At 55.2% G+C, this 17,231-nt stretch carries 15 protein-coding genes; 8 read left to right on the top strand and 7 right to left on the bottom strand.

Translation table 11 applies throughout. From position 1 onward, the window contains the following. Nucleotides 1-33: 33 nt before the first annotated feature. A complete protein-coding gene (locus CSC3H3_RS20880) occupies nt 34-786 on the bottom strand; it encodes an IclR family transcriptional regulator (RefSeq protein ID WP_101270898.1) in 753 nt (250 codons plus the stop codon). A 301-nt stretch (nt 787-1,087) separates the two neighbouring features. Here CSC3H3_RS20880 and CSC3H3_RS20885 point away from each other — a divergent pair, with 301 nt between their 5' ends. From CSC3H3_RS20885 to CSC3H3_RS20915, 7 genes are all read left to right on the top strand, one after another. Next, nucleotides 1,088-2,167, top strand: a complete 1,080-nt coding sequence (locus tag CSC3H3_RS20885) for a LacI family DNA-binding transcriptional regulator (RefSeq protein WP_101286394.1) — start codon at nt 1,088-1,090, stop codon at nt 2,165-2,167. Then, nucleotides 2,164-3,183 carry an ABC transporter substrate-binding protein gene (locus CSC3H3_RS20890; RefSeq protein ID WP_101270894.1) on the top strand — a complete coding sequence of 340 codons (1,020 nt, stop codon included), beginning with the start codon at nt 2,164-2,166 and terminating at the stop codon, nt 3,181-3,183. The genes CSC3H3_RS20885 and CSC3H3_RS20890 overlap by 4 nt, the downstream gene beginning before the upstream one ends. 130 nt (nt 3,184-3,313) lie before the next feature. Continuing rightward, nucleotides 3,314-4,141 carry an ABC transporter permease gene (locus tag CSC3H3_RS20895; RefSeq protein WP_101270892.1) on the top strand — a complete coding sequence of 276 codons (828 nt, stop codon included), beginning with the start codon at nt 3,314-3,316 and terminating at the stop codon, nt 4,139-4,141. After that, nucleotides 4,138-4,917, top strand: a complete 780-nt coding sequence (locus CSC3H3_RS20900) for an ABC transporter permease (protein WP_101270890.1) — start codon at nt 4,138-4,140, stop codon at nt 4,915-4,917. Before CSC3H3_RS20895 ends, CSC3H3_RS20900 begins: the two co-directional genes overlap by 4 nt. Next, nucleotides 4,910-5,944, top strand: coding sequence for an ABC transporter ATP-binding protein (locus CSC3H3_RS20905; RefSeq protein WP_101286395.1), 1,035 nt, complete (start codon nt 4,910-4,912; stop codon nt 5,942-5,944). The genes CSC3H3_RS20900 and CSC3H3_RS20905 overlap by 8 nt, the downstream gene beginning before the upstream one ends. Beyond that, nucleotides 5,944-6,873: a nucleoside hydrolase gene (locus CSC3H3_RS20910; protein WP_101286396.1), complete on the top strand. Its 930-nt coding sequence runs from the start codon at nt 5,944-5,946 to the stop codon at nt 6,871-6,873. Before CSC3H3_RS20905 ends, CSC3H3_RS20910 begins: the two co-directional genes overlap by 1 nt. Continuing rightward, nucleotides 6,870-8,663: an adenine deaminase gene (locus tag CSC3H3_RS20915; protein ID WP_101286397.1), complete on the top strand. Its 1,794-nt coding sequence runs from the start codon at nt 6,870-6,872 to the stop codon at nt 8,661-8,663. The genes CSC3H3_RS20910 and CSC3H3_RS20915 overlap by 4 nt, the downstream gene beginning before the upstream one ends. Nucleotides 8,664-8,718: 55 nt before the next feature. Here CSC3H3_RS20915 and CSC3H3_RS20920 read toward each other — a convergent pair whose 3' ends face one another. From CSC3H3_RS20920 to CSC3H3_RS20930, 3 genes are all read right to left on the bottom strand, one after another. Next, nucleotides 8,719-9,228, bottom strand: coding sequence for a GNAT family N-acetyltransferase (locus tag CSC3H3_RS20920; protein ID WP_157831976.1), 510 nt, complete (start codon nt 9,226-9,228; stop codon nt 8,719-8,721). Next, nucleotides 9,221-10,171, bottom strand: a complete 951-nt coding sequence (locus CSC3H3_RS20925) for an alpha/beta hydrolase family protein (RefSeq protein WP_101286399.1) — start codon at nt 10,169-10,171, stop codon at nt 9,221-9,223. The genes CSC3H3_RS20920 and CSC3H3_RS20925 overlap by 8 nt, the downstream gene beginning before the upstream one ends. 109 nt (nt 10,172-10,280) lie before the next feature. Further along, nucleotides 10,281-10,844 (bottom strand): RBBP9/YdeN family alpha/beta hydrolase, encoded by a 564-nt coding sequence (locus tag CSC3H3_RS20930; protein ID WP_101286400.1) that lies wholly within the window; start codon nt 10,842-10,844, stop codon nt 10,281-10,283. A 131-nt stretch (nt 10,845-10,975) separates the two neighbouring features. Here CSC3H3_RS20930 and CSC3H3_RS20935 point away from each other — a divergent pair, with 131 nt between their 5' ends. Then, a complete protein-coding gene (locus CSC3H3_RS20935; RefSeq protein ID WP_101286401.1) occupies nt 10,976-11,446 on the top strand; it encodes an Lrp/AsnC family transcriptional regulator in 471 nt (156 codons plus the stop codon). Between the two features lie 63 nt (nt 11,447-11,509). Here the strand turns inward: CSC3H3_RS20935 and CSC3H3_RS20940 are convergent, their stop codons facing one another. From CSC3H3_RS20940 to CSC3H3_RS20950, 3 genes are read right to left on the bottom strand one after another with little or no spacing between them, the layout of a single operon-like run. Continuing rightward, on the bottom strand, nt 11,510-12,823 hold the full coding sequence (locus CSC3H3_RS20940) for an HlyD family type I secretion periplasmic adaptor subunit (RefSeq protein ID WP_157831977.1): 1,314 nt from the start codon (nt 12,821-12,823) through the stop codon (nt 11,510-11,512). Next, nucleotides 12,816-15,575, bottom strand: coding sequence for a type I secretion system permease/ATPase (locus tag CSC3H3_RS20945; protein WP_245881422.1), 2,760 nt, complete (start codon nt 15,573-15,575; stop codon nt 12,816-12,818). The genes CSC3H3_RS20940 and CSC3H3_RS20945 overlap by 8 nt, the downstream gene beginning before the upstream one ends. Continuing rightward, the gene (locus tag CSC3H3_RS20950) at nt 15,572-17,041 is read right to left on the bottom strand and encodes a TolC family outer membrane protein (protein WP_157831978.1); all 1,470 of its coding nucleotides are present in this window, start codon (nt 17,039-17,041) and stop codon (nt 15,572-15,574) included. The genes CSC3H3_RS20945 and CSC3H3_RS20950 overlap by 4 nt, the downstream gene beginning before the upstream one ends. Nucleotides 17,042-17,231 lie beyond the last annotated feature (190 nt).

Raw genomic sequence — 17,231 nt, forward strand, 5'->3', positions numbered from 1 at the left:
AATTGCATCGACCTGGCGTCGGAAAACCTGTTTTTATCGGCTTTCGCGACGTATTTCCGACAGCGCGGCCGAAGCCTGTTGCCCTGCCTTGATAACGACAGACAGAATTTCATCCTGCCGTGCCGCAATTCTTTCGCGTGGCCCTGCTATATTCAGTGCCGCAACCATATTTCCGTTCCGGTCAAAAATGGGCGCCGCAATACCAGCCGCCCCTTCGACCCGTCCCTGCAAATTCAATGAATAACCGTCGATCCGTACCGTTTTGATTTGTGCAATCAGTTCGTTAATGTCGACATCATCACGCTCGCGGGCCAAATCAGCGCAATAGGCACTTAATGCGGCATCGGTTAACCCCGCCAGTAACACCTGCCCGGTGGCAACATGTGCGGCAATACGCGCCACCGAAATGTCGCGGTCATAGCGAATTTCGCGTGCCGGCAGCACCTTGTTGAGGTACCGCACCTGTTGCACATCATCAAAAACGCCAATAAATCCGGTTTCATCGGTCAGACGGACTGCTTCGCGCAAGCTGGCATCGACAAGTCGCAAAACCGTGCCCCAGGCACGGCTGTCGGCACTTGCCTCTCCCGGTAATCGGCGAATGTGGTAAAGGCCCGCCTCATCACGGCGCACATATCCAGCTTCCACCAATGTACGTAACAACATCAGCGCACTGCTTTTGGGCAGAGACAGATTGGCAACAACATCCGTCAGAGTTCGGCCGGCGGGTTGGCGTGCCAGCCATTCGATCACTTCAAGAATACGTTCTGCCCCACGACCACTCATCTTTCCTCCGGTATTTTCTAAAGTTCAGTATTTTGAACTTGTTCATTATTGTGAACTTATGCTACAGTTCTGACTGATAAGCTGTCAAGAAAAACCTCGTCCCTGGCGGCGCGCTTTCCCTTGTCTGTCATTCGCAAAATTTGAAATTGTTGTTTTTCAAATACTTATAAATCGCCTCGCACCTGCGGAATAAGTTCCCCTAACCTTGCCTCAATTTCTTCTCGACTCTTTTCAAAGACTCGACTAGCGTTTGCTTAATCGATTAATCATCGTTTTGGCACATATTGCTTTCGGGTATTGAATGGCTGGCAAGCGAACAGGTCCAAATCTAACCAAGATCGGCGAAGCCCTTGGGGTTTCATCGGCAACTGTGTCCAATGCCCTGTCGGGCAAGGGCCGGGTTTCGGCTGATCTAGTAAAGAAAATTCGCAAAAAAGCCAGCGATATGGGCTATGTGCCCAGCAATGCCGGGCGGGCATTACGCACGGGCCGGTCAGGCGTTTTGGGGCTTGTCCTGCCTGATATTGCCAACCCTTTATTCCCGCAAATTGCCCAGGCGATGGAAAGCGCGGCGTCAGCCAATGGTTATGGCGTGCTGATTGCGGATTCCCGCGGTGAAGTCACCACCCAGACCGACGCCATCGGCCGACTGATTGAACGTGGCGTTGACGGGCTTATTGTCATTCCCCGTCGTGGGACGCGCATTGGCACGGTGGGCTGCCCTGTTGCTATGGTCGATACCCCGTCAACACCGGGTAATACCGTTTCGGCCGATCACTGGCATGGCGGCGAACAGATTGCCCATCACCTTGCCGGGCTGGGCCATAAAAACATCCTGCTGCTGGGCAATGACCCGGCATCAAATGTGCAAAATGACCGCATCGGCGGCATGCGCGCGGCCTTCCCCGCCGATATTTCATGCCAGACGATCTGGCTGGAACCTATTTTGCGCCAGGGCGGCACAACGGCATCACTTAACCTGCCGGACCTGGTGAAAAACGGCGTTACCGCAATTGCAACCGTTTCCGACCTGTTGGCACTGCGGGTCCTGACGGAACTGCAAACAGCGGGCTTTCGCGTGCCCGCACAGGTCAGCGTTACGGGTTTTGACGACCTTATCTTTTCGCCCGTCGTCACCCCGGCCCTGACCACTGTCCATATGGATATGGCACAAATTGCCAAAATCGCGGTTGCCGCACTGATTAGCGAAATCACCGGCAACCGGGATAAAAAACCGACACCTGCAAGCTCAAAAAAACGAACGGTCCCCGATACCGTCATGGCTGATACGTCCAGGGTTCCGATGGAACTGATCATTCGGTCTTCCACCGGCCCGGCAACCCCTGACCAAACACCCCTTCCCAATGGAGAGACGTTGTGAAAAAACTGCTGCTGGCTTCATGTGCGCTGATCGCATCCCTTAATGCGGCGCAGGCTGACGAAAACAAGCTGACAATTTCGGTTTATGGTTTTGCCCAGGATGCCTTCAAGGAAATCCTGTATAAACCGTTCGAGGAAAAATGCGGCTGCGAACTGGTTGTTGAAACCGGCAATTCGGTTGAGCGTCTCGCCAAGATGGAAGCCAACAAGGATCACCCGGTTGTCGACCTTGCCGTGATGACCTCGCAGGATGCACTTGCGGCCCACCGCAAGGACCTGACCGACAAAATCGATACCAGCAAGCTTGAAAATTTCGACAAGCTTTATGACATCGCCAAAGACCCCAATGGCGATGGTTACAGCCTTGGTTACACCTTCTATACCAGCTCGATTGCCTATCGTTCCGACAAGATCGACCTGACATCCTGGAAGGATCTTCTGTCTGACAAGCTGGCTGGCCATGTTGCCCTGCCCAACATCACCACCAGCCAGGGCCCGCTGACCCTTTATATGCTGGGCAAAGCCATGGGCGATGATGACACCAGCCTGAAAGGCCCGATCGAGGAAGTCGGCAAGCACAAAGACGATATCGTGACTTTTTATGTCCGGTCTTCGCAGCTTGTTCAGCTTATGCAGCAGGAAGAAATCTGGGCGGCACCGATTGGCCGTTTTGCCTGGAAAGGTTTTTCCAAAATGGACCTGCCAATCAAATGGGCCACCCCGAAAGAAGGCCAGTCCGGCGGCATGAATGTGATGGTCCTGACCAAAGGCAGCGAACATCGTGATCTTGCCCTGCAATTTATGGATTTCTGGCTGTCGACCGACATTCAGACCAAACTTGCCGAAGGCCTGGTGGACAGCCCGGCCAACAAGGACGTTAAAGTTGCCGACGACATTGCCGATAACCTGACCTATGGCGCCGATACGGTTGCCAACCTGCACCTGATCCCGTCAGACGTCATGATTGATAATCGCGATGCCTGGCTTGAACAGTGGAACGAAAAAGTCGGCCAGTAATATTGGGCGGCAGGGCGCCATCGGGTGCCCTGCCAAACCCTAACATTGTCCGCGAAATACCGAATGAAATAACCGCCCCTTGCGCCACCACGCCGGGCGTTTACCGACCAATCCCTACAGAGCAACCAAAATGTTTCAGAACCGGGCCGAAGCCATTGCACTGGTCCTGCCTGCTGCCGTTTTTGCCGGAGCCGTTTTTCTGGTTCCCGTGATTATCCTTTTATCCGAAGGATTCCATACGGCCGATGGCTGGTCTATCCAGGCCTATATCGATTTCTTTTCCCATTCGCTTAATCAGGCGGTGTTTTTACGCACCCTGAAACTGGCCGCAATGGTAACTGCTGCGGCAGCGATTATCGGCTATGCCGCAGCCTTTGCGATTGTGAACCTGCCGGCCAAAGGCAAGGGCCGTGTGACGGGGCTGGTTGTTCTGCCGTTAATGATATCACCGGTCGCGCGTACCTATGCCTGGCTGGTCATTTTGGGGCGCACCGGTTTTGTCAACAAGGCCCTGATGGCCGTTGGCCTGAGCGACGAACCCATCCGCTTCCTGTTTACCGAAACCGCCGTTTTCATTGGCCTGCTGCAACTGTTTTTGCCCCTGATGATCATTTCCCTGATCAGTGCGCTTGAAAACATGCCGCGCGATGCGGTGCCCGCCGCCCGCGTGCTGGGCGCGAACTGGTTGCAGGTGTTTACCCGCGTCATCCTGCCGCTCACCCGCGAAGGGCTGGTTATTGGTGGTACGCTGGTTTTTACCGGCTCCATGACCGCCTATATCACCCCTGCCATTCTGGGCGGGTCCAAGGTTTTGATGCTAGAAACCCTGATGTATCAGCGGGTCACGGTTGCCAATGATTTTGTATCGGCCAGCGTGATTGCGCTGATCCTGATCGTCATGGCCTTTTCGGCAAACCTGCTGCTTAAACGGCTGGCCACGGCGAGGAACAAGAAATGACATCGCGCCTGTTTTCCCCCATTGTTTTGCTGCTGGTACTGGCCTTTTTGATCGGCCCGTTTGCCATTATCATTGCCGCATCCCTTTCCGCTGGTGAAACCCTTGCCTTTCCGCCACAGGGCCTGTCGCTGCGCTGGGTATTCAAGGTTTTTGAAATCGAAAGCTTCCGTCAAAGCTTTGGCATTTCCATGTTTCTTGCCATTGGCGGTACATTGATGGCGCTGTTGCTTGGCGTACCGGCAAGTTATGCATTGTCGCGCTACAAGGTGCCGGGTGCTGAAACCATCCGTACCATTGTGTCCTCGCCCATTATTGTGCCGGGCATTATCGTTGGTCTGGCACTGCTGCGCTATTTTGTGGTGCCGTTTAATACCGGCATTCTTTTTGCGCTGTTTGTCGCCCACACCGCGCTTATTTTGCCCTATGCTGTGCGGGTTGTTTCCGCCAGCCTGACCAATTTGCGGTCCGACATCGAAGAAGCCGCCGTTTTGCTTGGCGCGTCCCGTTTGGGGGCTTTTTTCCGGGTGGTGCTGCCCAATATTCGCGGCGGTATCCTCGCGGCCTTTATTCTGGGTTTTGTCACCAGTTTCAACCAGGTGCCGGTATCGCTGTTTTTATCCGGGCCCGGTATACGCACCCTGCCCATCGATATGCTGGCCTATATGGAAATCACTTACGACCCCTCGGTTGCGGCATTGTCAGCACTGCTGGCTTTCATGTCGCTGGGTATTGTTTTTCTGGCCGAACGTTTCCTAGGATTTTCCCGCTATGTCTGATTCAAAATTTCTCAGCCTTGAAAAACTGACACTGTCTTACGGCAAAAATATCGCCGTGCCGGAAATGGATCTGGATATCGGCAAGGGGGAACTGGTGGCATTGCTGGGTCCGTCAGGCTGCGGCAAAACCACGACCATGCGGGCGATTGCTGGTTTGCTGGCCCCGTCATCGGGCACCATTCGCCTGGATGGTGCTGATATTACCAGAACGCCTGCCAACAAACGGCCTGTCGGGCTGGTGTTTCAGTCCTATGCGCTGTTTCCGCACCTTAATGTGTATGAAAACGTTGCCTTTGGCCTGCGCCTGATGGGGATTAAGAGCACTGATCTTGATTCACGGGTCAAACAGGGCCTTAAAACCGTAGGGCTGGAGAAATTCACCACCCGCAAGCCCGCCGAACTTTCCGGTGGGCAACAGCAGCGTGTGTCGCTGGCGCGCTCCATGGTGATGGAACCCAAGGTATTGCTTCTGGATGAACCGTTATCCAACCTGGATGCCCGCCTGCGCCTTGAAATGCGCACCGAATTACAGCGCGTACAAAAGGAAAGCGGTGTAACCATGATATTCGTCACCCATGACCAGGTTGAAGCCCTGGCCATGGCCGACCGCATCATCGTGATGAAAGACGGACATATCGAACAGATCGGCACGCCCGAGGAAATTTATAACCATCCGATTTCGGATTTCGTTGCCGATTTCGTTGGCTTTGAAAATGTTTTTGCCCTGGAAAATGGCATGCTGAAAACCGGCAGCCAGCATATCGACCTGCGCGGCACCGTCCCGCCCAATACCATGGGCCTTGCCTGGCGTCCCGGCACCATCACCCTTGGTTCCGGCCCGCATCAGGGCCAGGTGCGTGGTACATCCTTTGCTGGTGGCACACGCGAATATCTGCTTGATACGCCGCTTGGCCAAATCAAGGCCGAATGTGACGCCACCCTGCCGGTTCACCCGTTTGGCAGTAACGTTGCCTTTGACCTGAATGTTGAAAAAGCAGCACCGCTTTCCCGGTTTGGGGGCCTTTGATGGGAATCTGGATCGATACCGACATGGGCTTTGACGACATTGCCGCCGTGCTGTGCGTTTCCCATGGCGGTCTGGTCATTGATGGCATGTCGCTGGTGGCGGGCAATTGCCCGTTACCTCAGGTGGCAAAAAATGCTGCTGCAGCCGCCAGCCTGTTTGCCTGGCAATTTCCTATTCATATGGGCCGCACACGCGCCATCCTTGGCACCCTGGAAACGGCAGAACGTATTATGGGTGCAACCGGCATGTTATCCGCCGGCAAAACATTGCCCGATGTTCCCCTTGCACCTGCCATCCCGGCCTTTGATGCCCTGTGCGACTGGTTACAAAAGCCATCTGCCGCCGGCGAAGACAGGCATATTCTGGCGCTAGGCCCGCTTGGCAATCTTGCCGCCCTGCTGCTGGCCCGGCCTGAAATGGCCACGAAAATTGACCAGATCACATGGATGGGTGGTGCCATCAGCCTTGGTAACCATACGGCATCGGCCGAATATAATGCCTTTGCCGACCCTGAGGCCCTGGCGATTGTTCTGGCCCATAATGTACCTTTTCGCATGGTCGACCTGGATTTATGCCGCCAGGTGCAGGCCGCGCCCGATGATGTCCAGGCCATTCGCGCGGCCGGGGGCAAAAATGCCGCCCTTTTGGCCGATCTGACACAGGGTTACATCAATATCGCCCTGTCGCGGGGCCGCGCGGCCATGGCCCTGTTTGACCCGTGTGCTGCCATTTCGGTTGTCAGCGATGATGTGATCGAATTTGCCCCGGCCCATATCACCGTTGATTTGAACAACGGCCCGTCACGCGGGCGCACCATTGTTGACCCAAGGCCAGCCGCGCCCAAAAACGGCGAATATGCCGTGCGCGTTGATGCCGTCACCGCGCGTGAAATGATTTTTGCCGCCCTGCAAGCAGAAGCCGAAAAATGAACACCAGAACCAGCGAACCCACTGATCTGAATGACGAAGCCCTGCGCACCCGTGCAGTTGTATGCGCACGCGGTGATGCCCCCTTTGATTACCTGATCACCGGTGGGCAGATTGTGGATATGGTCACCAGTGAAATTCGCGCTGCCGATATCGGCCTTGTTGGCCCGCTGATTGCCAGTATCCATGCCCCCGGCCAGTTCATTGCTGCCCAAAAAACCATTGATGCCACCGGCAAGTTCATCACACCGGGCCTGATCGACAGCCACATGCATGTCGAAAGTTCAATGGTCACACCGGCCATTTATGCCCAAACGGTGGTGCCACGTGGTGTGACCACCATTGTCTGGGACCCGCATGAACTGGGCAATGTATTAGGCAAGGATGGGGTAAAATGGGCGGTTGATGCCACACGCAACCTGCCGCTGCGCGCACTTGTGCTGGCACCTTCCTGCGTGCCCGCCGCCCCGGGGCTGGAGCTTTCGGGTGCGGATTTTGACGGTACCGCCATGGCCGATATTTTAAGCTGGCCGGAAATTGCCGGTGTGGCCGAAGTCATGAATATGCGCGGCGTGATCAACCGGACAGATCGCATGACCAATATCATGCAGGCAGGCCTGGCATCGGGCAAAATGGTGTGTGGTCATGCCCGCGGCCTGACCGGGGCCGACCTGCAGGCCTTTATGGTGGCCGGTGTCAGTTCCGATCACGAACTGACATCAAACGAGGATTTGCTGGAAAAATTGCGGACGGGTATCCATGTCGAAATGCGCGGATCACACGACCACCTGTTGCCAGGCTTTGTTAAAACCCTGAACGAGCTTGGATTTTTACCGCAAACGCTTTCACTTTGTACCGATGATGTGTTCCCCGACGATCTGGCGCAAAAAGGCGGGTTAGACGATGTGGTGCGCCGGCTGGTGTCATATGGCATGCCCGCCATTTGGGCATTGCGCGCCGCTACCCTTAATGCCGCATCCCGGTTGGGCCGCGCTGATCTGGGCCTGATTGCCGCGGGCAAACGTGCCGATATCGCAATTTTTGATGATCTGGAAAATTTCGTTGCCAGCCATGTTTTTGCCAATGGCAAACTGGCAGCACAAAATGGAACCCTATGCGAACCGGCCCCAGCCCAAAATAGCGCCGTTTTACACAACACCATGAAAATCGCGCCGCTTGTTAGTGATGATTTCCGCATTCGCGTGGAAGGAAACGGCAGCAAGGCCCGCCTTGCCACCATTGACCAGCCACGCTTTACCCGCTGGGGCGAAATCACGGCCAATATCGGCAACGGTTTTGTCATTCCGCCCGAAGAAACAACGTTAATTGCGGTTGCCCACCGCCATGGCAGGGCCGACAGCCGCCCGCGTGTGGGCCTGCTGACCGGGTGGGGAAAATGGCGCGGCGCAGTTTGCACCACCGTTTCCCATGACAGCCATAATCTGACGGTTTTTGGCGGCAATGCCGAAGATATGGCCGTTGCGGCAAATGCAGTTATTGCTGCAGGCGGCGGCATGGCAGTGGCATCGGATGGTAAAATAGATGCCCTGTTACCGCTGCCTTTATGCGGCTTGCTGACCGATATTTCCATGGGCGAAACCGCCCAACAATTTGCCGCCATCCGTGCAGCAACCGACCGCATTGTCGATTGGAACCCGCCCTATCTGGTGTTCAAGGCACTGTTTGGGGCGACACTTGCCTGCAATGTCGGCCCGCATCAGACAGACCGGGGTATCGCCGATGTCATCAGCGATAGCGTTCTTGAAACGCCGGTTCTGGAAATTATCCCCTGACAAAGATATGGCGATGGCAGAAAACCAAACTGCCATCGCCCGAATGCTTTCAGCTTTAGGCGGTATCAATCCGGTATAAAACGGCGTCAACGCGGTCTGCCAAACGGTCATACAGGCGCTGGGCCGCGACGTTATCGTTGGCGGTCAGCCAGTATAACCGCCCCCAATCTTGCTGTTTGGCGGCATCCACCAGGGCTGCAATCATTTTACGGCCAATGCCCTTGCCGCGCTGATCATCGGATACCCAGAAATCCTCCAGATAGGCGACATTGCGCACTGAGAAGGTATGCGGATGCAATATGATATGCGCAAGGCCCACGATCCTGCTGCTCTCCTTGCTGCCCTCGCCATAACCTTCCGTTTGACTATCATCCATCACGCCATCCGCACCGTTTTCAACGGCAAGCCAGGCCTGCATGGGGTGGTTTGGGTCCACAATCCGCTGCCATAATGTGTTGATCACATCATCACCCATATCCGGCGCGCCAAAGTTGGCAATGTTTTCGCGCCATAATGCTTCCCATCCTGCGCGGTCGGCGGCACGGGCCTGTTTGATTTCAACCATGGTTCTGTTCCTGATCGGGGGTTCGCACCATTCCCGGTGCATTATCTGGCAATGTGCCATTTTGTAACCAGCCCAGGGCAAGGGGCCATAAACTGTTTTCAAAACGGTTATGGAAAAAGGCGAAATGGCCAATATCCTCCACACCAATATCATCTGGCGCTATGCGCAGATGGGTGCGATTTGAACCAGTGTAATAGGATAATAACCGTTCCACGGCAGCAACCGTGCCAAACGGGTCATCTGTTAAGCCAATTGCCAGTAATTGCGCCTGCATGGCCGCAAAATGCTGTTGCAGCCGGTTTGCTGCCAATGGCAAAGACAGGCTGTTTTCGGCGCGCGGGCCCATCCTGCTCCAGTCATGGACAACGTGCCTTGGCACATCTTCCAGCCAGCCCAGCCGCGCGCCGGGAAAATAGCCGACGGATCGTGCCAGCACCGGCATGAAAATATGCCATTTCATGAACATGCGCCGGCGGGATTGCAATGCGTAATCGCGCCAATAGGCAAATTGCGCCCCAACCGTAACCACATGTTTTAACAAATGGCTGGATGGTGCCAGGCCCAGGGCAAAACCGCCAATCGAATGGCCAACGGCATAAAGCGGCTGACCAGGAAAACGGGCTTGGGCATATTGTAAAATGGCCTCGACATCGAATAATCCCCATTCGCCCCAGCCCGCGCGAAAACCGCGCAGTTTTTTCGGCCGGGATTCCCCGATGCCGCGATAATCAAATGTCAGAACATCAAAACCATGCTGGCATAAATAACGGGCAAAGCGCGCATAATAGCGGCAGCGAACAGCGGTTGCCGCGCAAATGATCACAACAGGGCGGGTGACCGGCTCATCACCTTCACGGGTTTCTGGCCGCCATTCAAACCCGGAAATATCAACGCCATCGGATGTCCGGGTGATAAAACGTACCGGATCTGTTTTATCTGTCATTGCTGCCTTTCTTTGGCACAAGCCTTTCTAACATCGCAATATTTAAGCCTGCTTCGCCCCTGCCCTGCAATCGTGTTTTATCGACAAAACCCTCTTTTGCACCAAGCTGTTAAGCCAACGCCGCGCAAAACGATGCAAACAGTGCCTGTCCCTGTGGCCAATCACCGATATTGCTGGCACCGTTTATATGCCCCAACGCCCCTGCCGCCACACAATCGGCCTGCCAGCTTTGCGCGCAGGATTTGGCATAATCAACCGTGCCATAGGGGTCATTGGTGCTGCATACCACCAGTGCAGGAAACGGCAATGGATTGCGCGGCACCGCCTTGAATGTTTGGGCCTGTGGGGGAAAGGCGGATCCATCCGGGTCGGGCACCGCAACGAGAAAGGCCGCACGCACCAATTGGGCGGCAAGTTGGCCCCGCCAATGCGCCCAATGTGCCACAAGCAGGCATGACAGGCTGTGTGCAACCAATACCGACGGTTTTCCAATATCCGTGATTGCCTGATCGAGCGCCAGAAGCCAGTCCTCCAGCTTTGGCTGGTTCCAGTCTGGCGGGGCGAAACGCACAATATTGGCATTTTCGTTTTTCCAGCGGCGTTCCCATAGGCTTTGCCAGTGATTTTCGCCAGACCCACCAATACCGGGCAGGACCACAATGGGGTGTTGCATGTTGGGCGTCCTTGAAAAATCCATCATTTCTGACGCCAATTATGGGTAATATTTAAAAAACGTACATGGCAAGTCATCGGCAAATGTTTGAATTTTCCGATGACTTAACGGTTTAAGGCGGGACCAAACACATGACACAACCAGCAATCGACCGGCTTGATATCGCAATTATCGAAGCCCTGCAGGAAAATGCCCGAACCCCGCTTTCGGAACTGGGGCGGCGCATTGGCCTGTCGCAACCTGCCATGTCCGAACGGGTAAAACGGCTGGAAGAACGGGGTATCATTACCGGCTATGGTGCGCGCATTGACCCGGCGGCACTGGGATTGGGATTAATGGCGATTATCCGCCTGAAAACCACCCATGAACATATCCAGCCCTGCCTGCGCCATTTCGCCAGCATGCCCCATGTCATCGAAGTTCACCGGCTAACCGGCGAGGATTGCTTTATGTTAAAGGTGCTGGTGCCAACACCGGGCGACCTTGAATCCATCGTCGATAGCATCGCGCGCCACGGCGCGGTTACAACGTCGCTGGTTTTGCGTTCGGAACCCGCCAAACCAATTGGATCAGCTGTGTTGCATTACCGCTATCCCGGATGATGGGACGGGGACGAGAACGAAAACGCCCCCAACAAGGGTTATCCGCATCCAAACCCGGCACCATCAGCTTTCGGTAAAGGCGTTTTTCTTCACCTTGACGACAGGCTCGACAAAATAATTCAAAACCGTTTTGCTGCCCGTCAGGATGTTGATTTCCGCCACCATACCCGGAACAATATCCAGTGCTTTGCCGCTGGCATCGGTCAGGCGGGAAAACACCCGCACGACAACCGGATAAACCGGTTCCTTTGTTTCGGGCAGTTCAATAACGTCTGCACCAATGGTTGCCAGTTCGCCATCAAGCGAGCCATAACGGGCAAAGTCATAGGCCGTCAGTTTAACCTTTACCCGCTGCCCCGGATGCAAAAAGCCGATATCGGCCGGTTTGATATGGGCCTCGACCAGGAAATCATCGTCAATCGGTACAATTTCGACCAGGGATTCACCGGGCTGGGCCACACCGCCAATGGTGGTTTTCAAAATCTGGTTCACAATACCATCAACCGGCGAGCGAATTTCCGAACGGTCCACTTTGCTGGCATAGGCCGGAAGGCTTTCTTCGAGTTCGGCCAGTTCCGCGGTTGCCTTTGAAAGCTCCTGCAAGGCATCCTTGCGGAAGGTTTCATGCATGGTTTTGAAACGCTCGGCAATTTCGGCCAGGGCAAGGTTTAACCGTTCGATGCGGATTTTTGATGTCTGCTGTTTTCCCTGCAATTCGGCATGGGTACGCTGCAACTGGATCAGCGACAGTTTCGGTTCGATCCCGCGTTCCACCAGCGGCTGGATCATACTGATTTCAGATTGCGACAGGGTCAATCCTTCGGTCGCGGTATCAAGCTCGCTTTGGGCTTCGCCCATTTCCTTGATCTTCTGGCGTTTCTGCTGTTCCAGCACGGCCAGTTCCGATGCCAGTTCCGAGCGGCGGCCTTCAAACAGGCGTTGCTGGGTCAGGGTAACAGCAGGCGAACTTTCGGCCAGACCGGGCGAAAATTTAAGCTCCACCCCCTGGATTTCGGCCGTCAAACGTTCGATCTGGGCCTGCAGCGCGAATTTTTTCTGTTCCAGCTGGTTATATTCACTTTGCGATGCCGTGGTATCAAGCACGAGCAACAAATCACCACGATGGACGCTCTGCCCTTCATGCACCAGCATATCCTTGATCATGCCACCATGCATGGTTTGCACCTTCTGCAAATCCTGCGACGGTATGATTTTGCCCGACCCGCGCGTGACCTCGTCAACCTCGGCAACGGCGGCCCAGCTGATCATGCTGACAACAAAAAGCCCGATCACTGCCAGCAATGCCCAGCCAGAGAAAAACGACTTCCGCCCGTTTATCTGGCGAATGATTTCGGAATTAAGATCACGGCTACGCATTACCGTTCTCCTTTTCATCGCCCATTTCTGCGCGATTTATAACCGTTTGTGGCTCGATTGCTTCCACGGCGGCACGCGCCGATGGTGAAACAGCATCATCCCCGTCATTACCACCAGCCTGCTGATTGGTGGCTTGACCCGAAACGGCCTTTGCCGCAATCACGCTGCTATCTGCCGCGGCATCAAGGCCTGCCGCACTATGCCGCACAATTTTGGCAACCGGCTGGGGCTGCGCAGCACGCAGTTTCGATATCCGCCGAAAGGCCCGTGCCGCACCATTGCCAGATACAGCAGGGTCATCGCGACCATCCGATGGCTCTGCATCCGTAATCCCGCCATCCCCGGCATGGTTGGCATCATCCTGCACGGCGGGATTGCCCGGCTTAGCCGCCATTGGCGATGATACGGGCGTTTGTTCACCCGGCACATCATCGCTTTGCTGGCCAGCGGTTGGCATCTTTTTATTCACAATGGATTTTGGGCCACGGGCAACAACCGCCCCACCATCAAGCACCAGAACCGTATCAACCAGATCAAGCATGCTGGGCCGGTGGGTCACGACCAGAATGGTCTGGTCCTTGGCTTCCTCGCGCAGGCGGTTCACCACCAGTTGTTCGGTCTGCATGTCCATCATGCTGGTGGGTTCGTCCATCAACAATACAGGCGGCGCACCGACCAAACCGCGCGCCAGCGAAATGGATTGCCGCTGCCCGCCCGAAAGGCCCTCGCCACGTTCCTGTATCATCAGGTCATATCCACTGGGATGGCGGCTGATAAAATCGTGCGCCCCCGACAGGCTCGATGCCCGCAGGATTTCCTCGTCATTCGGGCGATAGGCGCCAACAGATATGTTCTGTTTCACCGTGCCGGAAAACAGCCAGGCATCCTGCAACACGGCCGATATATTGGCCCGCAGGTCAGCAGGGTCAATCTGGCGGATGTCGGTTCCATCAATCAGGATCGATCCGCTATCGGGTTCATAAAGGCCCAGCATCAGACGCAAAATCGTGCTTTTGCCCGACCCGATCCGCCCCAGAAGGGCAATTTTCTCGCCCGGTTCAATCACAAACGATACATCGCGCAAAGCGGCAATGTTCTGCCCGGGATAGGAAAAATTGACATTCTGAAATTCGATCCGGCCCGCCAGACGCGGACGCGACAGGTAATGCCGTCCATCCTGGCGTTCGGTGGATTGTTTCATCAGGCCATTCAGGTTGCGATAGGATGTGCGCACCTGGTTGAGGCGTGTCAGTGTCTGTGCGATCTGACCCAGCGGCGCCAATGCCCGCCCCACCAGAATAACCGACCCGACCAGCGCGCCCATCGAGGTTTCGCCCGCGGCAATCAGGAAAACACCAAAAACGACAATGCCAATCTGCGACACCTGCTGTGCCGATGCCGTCATATTCACAACCATATGCGAAATACGGCGGCTGCGCGCGCCGACACCAGCCTGGAATTTCAGGCTGTCTTTCCAGCGTTGGCGCATCAGACGGGCCGCACCCGATGTTTTAACCGTTTCCAGCCCGGAAATGGTTTCAACCAGAACCCCCTGCTTGGTCTGCCCTTCTTCAAAGGCAGACTGGGCATAACGGGCCAAAAGGGGCTGAACGCCAATGCCCAGAATAATGATTGTCGGCACCGCAATCGCGGGAACCAGCACCAGCGGCCCGCCAATGCCATAAATGACAAACAAAAACAGCATGATAAAGGGAATATCAACCAGCGCGACCAGCGAGGCGGAGGTAAAAAACTCGCGCAGGGTTTCAAATTCGCGCAGCGTATTGGCAAATGCACCCGATGACCCGCGACGGTCCTTCATTTGCATTTCCAGCAAATGATCGAAAATTTCGCTGCCAATTTCCTGATCGGCCTTTATCCCCGCCCGATCAATAAAATGGGCGCGCAGCATTTTGATGGTGAAATCAAAACAGATTGCAAAGCCCACACCCACCGTCATCGCGATCAGGGAATCAATCGCTTCGTTAGGCAGGATGCGGTCATAAACCACCATGGTAAACAGCGACACCGTCAGACTTAAAAAGTTGGTCAGGGCGGCAGCAACGATAACCTGAAAATAGATCGGCTTGTTTTTGGCAAGTGCGGACCAGAACCAGTGCCGACCCCGTTTTGCCAATTGGTGGTCAACATGCTGGCTTTCGCGGAAATAGGGGCGCACGGCAATGCCAAGCCCGCTAAACACCCCGCGCAAATCCGCAACCGACATGATCACCGGCGCATCGCCAAAATCTGGGTCATAAACGGCTAGTTTATGTGGCCCTTCGCGGCTGACAATCACAACAACCTTGCCATCATCCAGAAAGGCTGCAACCGGCAGGGTTGTATGGTTCAAGGTTTCAAGTTTCACATCCCCGGCAATGCAGGCAAGGCCAACCTTGCGCGCCATTTCGGCAAAAAACTGCGGGCCGGTTTCGTGGTTGCCATCGCCCAGATTGCGAAAATAATTTGCCGTGACAGACATGTCATAATGCCGGCACAGATAAACTAGGCATTGTTCAATATAATCAACAGCCCGGGCGGTATTTTCGGCTTTTGTCACACGCGGCTGCGCAGGTTCATCATCAATCGGCTTTTTGGGCGCGGTTGTGGCACCCGTTGTGGCTTCTGCTGCCCGATCAGGCTGCTGGTTTGCATTGGTCATCGCATCTTCATCAGGCACGGGCGCTGCACCTGTTTCGGGTTTGGTGGAAACTGTCTTCACCGGGGTTATACGGCCAAGGGAACGGTTCATTTCACCTCCCACCCAAAATCATCAATACCAAAACTGGGCAGCAATTCACCGGTAAGCGACAGCAACACATAACGCGACAGGTCCGCCAGGGTGCGGGCGTCAATCAGGGAACTTGCGGTCTGGTAAAATTCACGCTGGCTATCAAGCACATCGACAAGGTCACGCCGGCCAATGGAAAACAGGTCCAGATAGGTCAGGAATGTTTCTTTTTCCGCGCGCGCAGCCAGTGACAGGGCATGAAGGCGCTGTTCACGGGTGGCAATATCGCTTAGCGAACTGGCAATCTGGCGTTCCAGTTCCAGGCGGGACTGGCGTTCGCGTTCCTTGGCCTGTGACAGGCGGTTTGATGCCCGGCTTTCGCGTGCCTGGTCACTGCCACCATCAAACAGGTTATAGTTAAACCGCAGGTAAAACCGCATTTCGTTGTCATTGGCGCGCGGTTCGGAAAGGTCATATTGCCGGCCTTCGACCACGACCGAAACCTTGGGGTACCAGGCGGCTTTGCTGGCATCATATTCAAATGATGCCGCCCGTGTGCTGGCCTCGCTTTGGGCCAGGGTGGGGTTATGACCCAGGGCATGTTGTAGGGCGACTTCGGCATTTTTGGGAATATCGGGGATATAATCGGGCCGTTCACCATGGGTTGGGACATCGCCAAACAGTTCCTTGTAACTCGCACGCATGCGGTCCAGTTCGCCAATCAGTTCGGTCAGGTTGGCATTGGCCTCGGCCAGGCGCCCTTCAGTACGGAAAACATCGGCAGATGTCCCGGCCCCACCGGCAGCGCGGTCATTTACACTTCGGAAAATCAGTTCGTGGCGGTCGCGATTGTCAATTGCCAGCAACACCTTGGTTTGCAGGCGGACAATATCAAAATAGGCGGAAATGGCCCGCAGGCAAAATTGCTGGGCGCTATCAAGGGCTGCATATTTGCTGCCGGTTACGTTTTCACGCGCGGCATCGATGCGGTCAAAGGTTTCACCGGCATCATATAAAAGCTGGCTGACCGACAACACACCATCGGGGTCGTTATCTGCAGCAACCCGGTCATCTGCCCGGGCGACATTATAGCCCCCTTCAAGGGCGAAATCGACCTGCGGATAAAGTGCACCGCCGACTTCATCAACACTGTCGGTGGCCTGGCGGGCCCCATAAATGGTGCTTTTGATCGACGGGTGAGTTTCAACAGCCTGGCGCACCTTGGCAATAAACCCTTCGGGTTTACCCTCCGCCATTTGTGTTGTGGCGGATGCATCCGTTTGCGACATGGACGACAATTCGGACGGCAACGGCCGTTTCACGGTTTCATTGCCGGTTTGGGTCAGAAACTGGTTCACCAGCACTTCCGAGCCATTCATGCTTTTGGCAATTTCACGAAACAGCGGTGTCATCGCCGTTGAACCGGCAGCATCCTCGCCCAGTTGACGGGCGAGCTGGTCCTCGTTCGTCATGGTCGCAGAAGCCATGTCCGCGCCATTCTGGGGCGCAGCGTTAACGGTGGCTGGTAAAGTCGTTGTACTGATCAGTCCCGAAATCAGCAGCAGGCAAGCAAATTTATTTTCCATTCTGGGTTAAACACCAATCCCTCTTTCCCCGCAAAGGGTGTATCTCCCCGAAAAGCAACAAGGGGTGGACATGCCACCCCTCGTGCCCGTG

This window comes from Thalassospira marina (assembly GCF_002844375.1).
GTDB lineage: Bacteria > Pseudomonadota > Alphaproteobacteria > Rhodospirillales > Thalassospiraceae > Thalassospira > Thalassospira marina.

Coding starts and splice junctions, on each gene's coding strand:
- CSC3H3_RS20880 (WP_101270898.1), bottom strand. CDS start 786: ATGAGTGGTCGTGGGGCAGAACGTATTCTTGAAGTGATCGAATGGCTG.
- CSC3H3_RS20885 (WP_101286394.1), top strand. CDS start 1,088: ATGGCTGGCAAGCGAACAGGTCCAAATCTAACCAAGATCGGCGAAGCC.
- CSC3H3_RS20895 (WP_101270892.1), top strand. CDS start 3,314: ATGTTTCAGAACCGGGCCGAAGCCATTGCACTGGTCCTGCCTGCTGCC.
- CSC3H3_RS20900 (WP_101270890.1), top strand. CDS start 4,138: ATGACATCGCGCCTGTTTTCCCCCATTGTTTTGCTGCTGGTACTGGCC.
- CSC3H3_RS20905 (WP_101286395.1), top strand. CDS start 4,910: ATGTCTGATTCAAAATTTCTCAGCCTTGAAAAACTGACACTGTCTTAC.
- CSC3H3_RS20910 (WP_101286396.1), top strand. CDS start 5,944: ATGGGAATCTGGATCGATACCGACATGGGCTTTGACGACATTGCCGCC.
- CSC3H3_RS20915 (WP_101286397.1), top strand. CDS start 6,870: ATGAACACCAGAACCAGCGAACCCACTGATCTGAATGACGAAGCCCTG.
- CSC3H3_RS20920 (WP_157831976.1), bottom strand. CDS start 9,228: ATGGTTGAAATCAAACAGGCCCGTGCCGCCGACCGCGCAGGATGGGAA.
- CSC3H3_RS20925 (WP_101286399.1), bottom strand. CDS start 10,171: ATGACAGATAAAACAGATCCGGTACGTTTTATCACCCGGACATCCGAT.
- CSC3H3_RS20930 (WP_101286400.1), bottom strand. CDS start 10,844: ATGCAACACCCCATTGTGGTCCTGCCCGGTATTGGTGGGTCTGGCGAA.
- CSC3H3_RS20935 (WP_101286401.1), top strand. CDS start 10,976: ATGACACAACCAGCAATCGACCGGCTTGATATCGCAATTATCGAAGCC.
- CSC3H3_RS20940 (WP_157831977.1), bottom strand. CDS start 12,823: ATGCGTAGCCGTGATCTTAATTCCGAAATCATTCGCCAGATAAACGGG.
- CSC3H3_RS20945 (WP_245881422.1), bottom strand. CDS start 15,575: ATGAACCGTTCCCTTGGCCGTATAACCCCGGTGAAGACAGTTTCCACC.
- CSC3H3_RS20950 (WP_157831978.1), bottom strand. CDS start 17,041: ATGGCTTCTGCGACCATGACGAACGAGGACCAGCTCGCCCGTCAACTG.